We start from the raw sequence: 5993 nt of genomic DNA, 5'->3' as shown, positions 1-5993 counted from the left end.
ACCACTCCGACCCCGCCGGCACCAGCAACGGGTTCACCGCACCCGGGTCCGGGTCGAGCTCGGTGAGGACCTCTGTGCTCGCAGAGCGGTTGCCCGCGGCATCGACCGCGCGGACCGCGAAACGGTTCTCTCCCCCCCGGGGCACGCTCAGGCTCAGCTCTGCGGTCATCGCCACGACCCTGTCGTCACGCAGGACCTCGTAGCCCGTCACACCCGCGTCGTCGGTCGACGGCGACCACACCAGCTCCACCGACTCCTCGTCGGCTGCCAGGACGCTGAACGACCCCGGCGCGCTCGGTGCGCTGTGGTCCACCTGCGGGAACCGGACGAAGCCACCCGCCCACTGGCTGGTGGTCGGGCTGGTCCGGGCGCCCGTGAAGTCACCGCCGGCCCACACCGTGCCGGCGTCGTCCACGAACAGGGCCCAGGCCCCGGCGTTGTTGCTGTTCAGGAACGGCGGGTTGAACGCCGGCAGGTAGTCACCGGTGGCGACGTCCCACGCACCCAGCCAGCTGATCTTGTCGGCCTGGGTCCAGTCGGGGTTCAGGGCGCTCCAGGTGTAGGCGTCCTGGTACGACCAGCTGTTGCAGTGGCACCCGCCGTAGATCACGCCGGCATCGGTCGCCAGGGCCTGGAAGTCGCCCCCCACTCCCTTGGTGATCGACCCGCTCAAGCGCTCGAACGTGGACGTGGAGTACCCGAAGATGGAGTGCTCCGAGCCACCCGCGTAGACCCGCTCCCCCACCTGCTGGATCGCCTGCTGGTACCCCGAACGGTCCGACGCGCTCCACACGGTGGTCCACGTCGGCGTCGCCAGCGGGGCCCCGCCGACCGTCAGGACCGCGGCAGCCTTGTTGGCGTACCTGCCCTGGGAGGTCGTGAAGTACCCGGCGGCGTAGAACGTCCCGCCGTCGTCGTGGACGTCCAGGTCCATCAACGTGCCGTCGAACTCGGGGTTCCACGCGCGGTCGGGCGCCCCGGTCGCCCACGCCACCCTCGCGGCGTGCCTGGCGTACACCGGGTTGGTGACCCCACCGCCCGAGAGGTGGGTGAAGCTCCCGCCCAGGTACACCCACGGGCCGTGAACCTCCAGGCTGCGCACCGAGAGCACCCCCGTGGAGATGCGGTTCTCCATGTGCAGGTCCCAGGCGGGCAAGGTCGCGCCCGTCACCGGATCCAGCAGGACGGTACCGCTCGCGGGGACCCCGTTCACCTCGGTGAAGTCGCCTGCCGCCAGCAGCGTCCCGTCAGGAAGCCCGACCACGGACTTCACTTGGTTGTCGAACACCGGTGCGAACGTCCGCACCAGCTCACCGGTGCGCGCGTCGAACGCCGCGAGCGCGGCCTGCTGCACGACGTCCGGCCCCCAGGTGCCCCCGCCGCGCTGGATCCGTGCGAAGTTGCCGGCGACGAACACGGAGGTGCCGATCTGTGCGAAGTCCTGGACCTCGGCGTTGCCCTCTGCGGTGCGTCCGTTGAAGTGCCCGGATACACCCCACTGGCCCGGGGCCGCGTAGGACGAGGCCAGCGGGCGCTGGGTGATGGGCGCAGTGCCCGAGTCGGGGACGTCGGGGAAGTCCAGCTCGGCCGAGAGCAGGCGGGGACGCAGGTAGACCTCGGCGTACGGGCGTGGGGACGAGCCGTTGCCCGCGGCCGACCACAGGTACGTCGTCGGGCTGGTGGACCCGTCGCGGACGCTGGTGCCGTAGGCGAAACCGCTGGTCCACTGCTGACCTGCGACGAACCCCGTGGTCATGCGCTGCCAGAGGTTGTCGCGTCCCAGGTTGGCGGTGGCACCACCGTTCCACCGGGTGCCACCGTCGAACTGGTACCAGGCGGTGCGGTGCTCGGCGGAGAACGTCCACACCCACCGGTCGCGCGAGGTGTACTGGAACGTCAGGTTCTGCCACTGGGTCCCGGTGGCGTTGCGGGCGCGCAGGACCCGGATCCCGTCGGTGAGACCGTCCACGCGCTCGCCGCCCAGCAGGGCGTCGACGGTGGGGGCCGGCAGCTGCGTGGTGCTGAAGTCGGTGCGGTCACGCGTCAGGAGGGCTGCTGGGTCGCCGTGACCCAGGTAGTGCTCCTGCCAGCCCTCGCGCCCCTTGCCGACGAGGACCCAGCCGCCGCCGTCGTAGGTCATGTCGCACCAGTGCTGCTGGGGTGCGAGGAGCTCGGGGGTGAGCAGCCAGTAGGGGCCGTCGGGGCTGGTGGGGCTGTTCTGCTTGATCTCCCAGCAGGACGCCGCGGCCCTGTCGGGCGCAGAACCGTCGAGCACAGCGGGCGTGGTGGCCCCCTGGGCGGTCGCGGGGGTCGTCACCGCTGCGCCGAGCAGCAGGGTCGCAGCCACCAGCGCCGCGCGGACGACGGGGGCGGGGCGGGAGGTACGCATGAATTCTCCTCGCGGGGGGAACGGTGCGACCTCTGCCGCACACCGGGAGACTAGGTCCGTTATGCCCTGTTTGGTGGTGATTCACCCAGGTGCAGCAACGATTCTGTGGACAACTGCGGGACGAGCGCCGGCCACGACCTCGGCCGGCTACCTCGTCCGGCGAGGCAGGAGCTGGTCGAGGTGCAGGCGGCGGCGGTCCAGGAGGCACCACGTGGCAAGGGCGACGGCACCCGTCGCGACGGCGACGGCCAGGCCCGCGCCGTCCGCGCCCACCAGGAGGCGTGCCGCCAGTGCGGGGCCCCCGACCGTCAGCAGCGCGACGGCGAGCCCGTAGGCGACGGCGCGCAGCTCGACGACGACCCCGACGAGGATCCGCACCTGGACGGCGGCGAGCGCGGCGTCGACCACCATGCTCACGGCCCACGTGATCGCCGCGCCGGCCAGGCCCAGGTACGGGATCAGGACCAGGTTGCCGACCACGTTCAGCACGACGACGACGGCCTTGTTCAGCGCCGCCCACCCGCTGTGCCCGCTCATGAGGAGCACCGAGTGGACGTTCCCGGCAGCGAGCGCCACGACGGCACCGACCGACAAGATGACCAGGACGGGTGCACCGGCGGCGAACCCCGGGCCGAACCATCCCAGGACCACGCTGCCGAACACGGCCAGGACGACGTAGACAGGTGTGGAGAACAGCACCAGCCAGGTCGCAGCCGTCCGGTACAGGTCCTGCAGGTCGGCCAGGCGCCCGTGGTGCAGCAGACCGCTGAACCGCGGGGAGACCACCACCCGGACCGCGGTGTCGACGACCAGCCCCGCCATCACCAGGCGACTGGCCGCACCGTAGACACCGGCCGCGGCCGTGCCCGCGATCGCACCGACCAGGAGCACGTCGAGCCAGAGGACCGACTGCTCCAGACCGGCTGAGGCCGTCCTGGGGAGGGCGTAGCGGACCACCGCCCGGCGGCGTGACCGGCGGGGCCACCAGGGCCCGCGGGTTCCTGCTTCGCGACGGCGCACCTGGGAGCGCAGCACCAGGAGGGCCGCGAGCATCGCCACGGGCAGGGGCGCGGCCCAGGCCAGGGACGCGGCCACGGCCGAACCGCCCGCACCGACGACGAGCAGGACCAGGACCGGTCGGGCTGCGGGCAGGCCCAGGCTCCCGACGGCGACGTAGGGCAGGACCCCACCGAGCCCGCGGGTGGCGGCCAGGAGCACCAGCACCAGGACGCCCACGGGCAGGAACCACCCGACGGCATGCAGCGCACGGACGAGCTCGTCGGTGCCGGTGCTCCCGGCGCCGACGAGGCCGCGTGCGGTGACCACGACGAGGAGGCCGGCGACGGTGCCGCACGCGGCAGCTACGGCAGCCATGAAGGTCAGGCAGCCGCGGATCTCCTGCGGGTCGTCCAGGCGTGGCATCAACCAGACGGCCACCGAGTCCATGCCCAGCTTGGCCAGGCTCATCGCGATCGCGAAGACACCCACCATCTGGAGGACGACGCCCGAGCCGACCTCGCCCAGGGACCGGGCCAGGACGACCGTCAGGGCGAACCCGAGCGCGGCGCTGCCCGCGGCGCCGACGAAGCTCACGGCCCCGGACCGGGCGAGGTCCCGGGTCTGCTCGGCCCGGTCGGAGGTCGCCGTCACCGCGCACCGCTCCGTCGGGGCACCCGGGTGGCGTGTCGCCCGTGAGGGCCTGCCGCGGTGCGCGTACGTCTGGGATCCTGGTGGGAGCCGAACGACAGGAGGCCACGGTGGCCGAGAGCACCGACGACGCGACGGACCAGCCGCAGACGCAAGCGCAGGACCACGACCAGCAGGTCGGTGCACGCGCCCCGGTCACCGGTCGCGCACTGGGCCTGGTGCTCGTCGCGGCCCTGGCCGTGGGCGCCGGCAGCTGGGCGCTGTGGAGCGCGCGGGCCGGTGACCCCACCCCCGGACCGGGAGCCGACACGCCGGGTACCCAGACCGCCGACCCCACCACCGCACCGGGCCCGGACGACGACCCCGCTCCCCCCGCAGAGACCGGTGACCTGGCCCCTCCCACAGCCGCGCCCACCGACCCGGACGACGCCTCTGCGCTGGTCGACGCGCTGCTGGACCTGACCGGCCCGGTGCTGAACGGCGAGGTCGAGCCCGCGGCCGTCACGGTCGCGGGTGGCGCGGTCCGGGGAGCGCTCGAGGCCGACGCCGCGGAGTTCGAGGCGAACGGCTGGACCGTGACCGGCGACCCGCGGGTGATCGACCTGGACGTGGTCGAGGAGCTGCTCGACGCCGACCCGCCCCAGATCACGGTGCACGCCTGCGTGGACGCCTCGGAGGTGGAGGTCCGCGACGGTCAGGGCGAGCTCGTGGGCGCCCGCCCACCGCGCTCGGTGAACGCGTACACGTTCACCGAGACCGATGGGGTGTGGTTGCTGACCGGTCACGGGTTCGCCGACGACCCGGACTGCTGACGCGACGACCTGACCCGGCCCCGCAGGGTGCGCACGACCAGCTGGGCCCCCAGGCGGGCGAGGAAGTCCACGTTGCCCACCAGGTACCGGCGTGCGAGCCGACGCGGTTCGATCATCAGACGCCACGCCCACTCGAGGCCGGCCCGGATCATCCACGCGGGAGCCCGCCGGTGACGGCCGCTCGCCCAGTCGAACAGGCCGCCGCAGGTCAGGATCGCCGGGACGGCGGTCGCCGCCCGGAACCTGTCGGCCCAGACCTGCTGGAGCGGGTCGCCCAGCCCCACGAGCAGGACGTCGGTGCCGTGCTCGTCGATCCGCGCCAGCAGCGACTGCTCGTCCGCGAGGTCCTCGAACCCGTCCGCGGTGGCCACGGCCAGCCCGGGGACACGCTCGCGCAGCGCGGCGGCCGCCAGAGCGGCGACCCCCGGCGCCCCGCCCAGCATGAAGACCCGCGCACCCTGCTCGGCGCACGCCCGGGCCAGCGGCAGCAGCAGGTCCGTGGTCGCGACCCGCTCGGGCACCGCCAGACCCAGGAGACGGGCGGCCCACACCACGGACTGCCCGTCCGCGTAGGCGAGGTCGGCCCGGTCCAGCAGGTCCGAGAACGCGACGTCCTTGGCCGCCATCGTGCAGACGTAGGCGTTGACGCCCACCGCGACCCGCGGCGGGCCTGCGGCCCGCACCCACGTCATGACCGCCTCGACGGCAGCCGCCATCCCCACTGCGTGCACACGGACCCCGACGACCACGTCGGCCGCCGGATGTGCGGTGACCGCGCTCATCGGGTGACCTCCGCCGCGGCAGGCCGGTCGGCCTGGCCCTCGGGCTCACCCTCAGGGATCGGGGGGGCCTGGTCCTCGGGCTCACCCTCAGGGACCGACGGGGCCAGGTCCTCGGGCTCACCCTCAGGGACCGACGGGGCCAGGTCCTCGGGGTACAGGGGCTGCGGCTCCAGCACGCGGGGCTGCGGCTCAGGAACGAGCGGCTGCGGTCGCCTGCCGCGCGGGACGGCCACGGCGCCGAGGACGGCGACGCCGGCCTCGGTCAGGGCCCGGGCATCGCGACGGACCTCGGCCGAGCGACTGACGCCACGTTCGACCAGCACCACGGCCGCCTGCGCCAGCCTCTGCACGGCCGACCGGCTC

General features: G+C 73.6%; 4 protein-coding genes and 1 pseudogene. 1 reads left to right on the top strand and 4 read right to left on the bottom strand.

Annotated elements, in window-relative coordinates; all coding sequences use genetic code 11:
• On the bottom strand, positions 1-2389 hold a 2389-nt coding region (locus tag N869_RS12245), incomplete at its 3' end, for a fibronectin type III domain-containing protein (RefSeq protein WP_035062110.1).
• A gap of 147 nt (positions 2390-2536) precedes the next feature.
• On the bottom strand, positions 2537-4039 hold the full coding sequence (locus N869_RS12240) for a lipopolysaccharide biosynthesis protein (protein WP_035062109.1): 1503 nt from the start codon (positions 4037-4039) through the stop codon (positions 2537-2539).
• 107 nt (positions 4040-4146) lie between these two features.
• On the opposite strand from N869_RS12240, the gene N869_RS12235 reads away from it, so the two are divergent.
• Positions 4147-4848 (top strand): hypothetical protein, encoded by a 702-nt coding sequence (locus tag N869_RS12235; protein WP_035062108.1) that lies wholly within the window; start codon positions 4147-4149, stop codon positions 4846-4848.
• On the opposite strand, the gene N869_RS12230 is transcribed toward N869_RS12235, so the two are convergent.
• Together N869_RS12230 and N869_RS12225 are read right to left on the bottom strand one after the other, a co-directional pair.
• Positions 4818-5630: a WecB/TagA/CpsF family glycosyltransferase gene (locus N869_RS12230; RefSeq protein ID WP_052105505.1), complete on the bottom strand. Its 813-nt coding sequence runs from the start codon at positions 5628-5630 to the stop codon at positions 4818-4820. The genes N869_RS12235 and N869_RS12230 overlap by 31 nt on opposite strands.
• Positions 5627-5993 (bottom strand): annotated as a pseudogene (locus tag N869_RS12225) (hypothetical protein); the annotation flags it as partial. The gene N869_RS12230 and the pseudogene N869_RS12225, both read right to left, overlap by 4 nt.

Source organism: Cellulomonas bogoriensis 69B4 = DSM 16987 (assembly GCF_000767165.1).
Taxonomy (GTDB): Bacteria; Actinomycetota; Actinomycetes; order Actinomycetales; family Cellulomonadaceae; genus Actinotalea; species Actinotalea bogoriensis.
The sequence above is the reverse complement of the archived record's forward strand: the minus strand, read 5'-3'. Positions and strand labels throughout refer to the sequence as shown.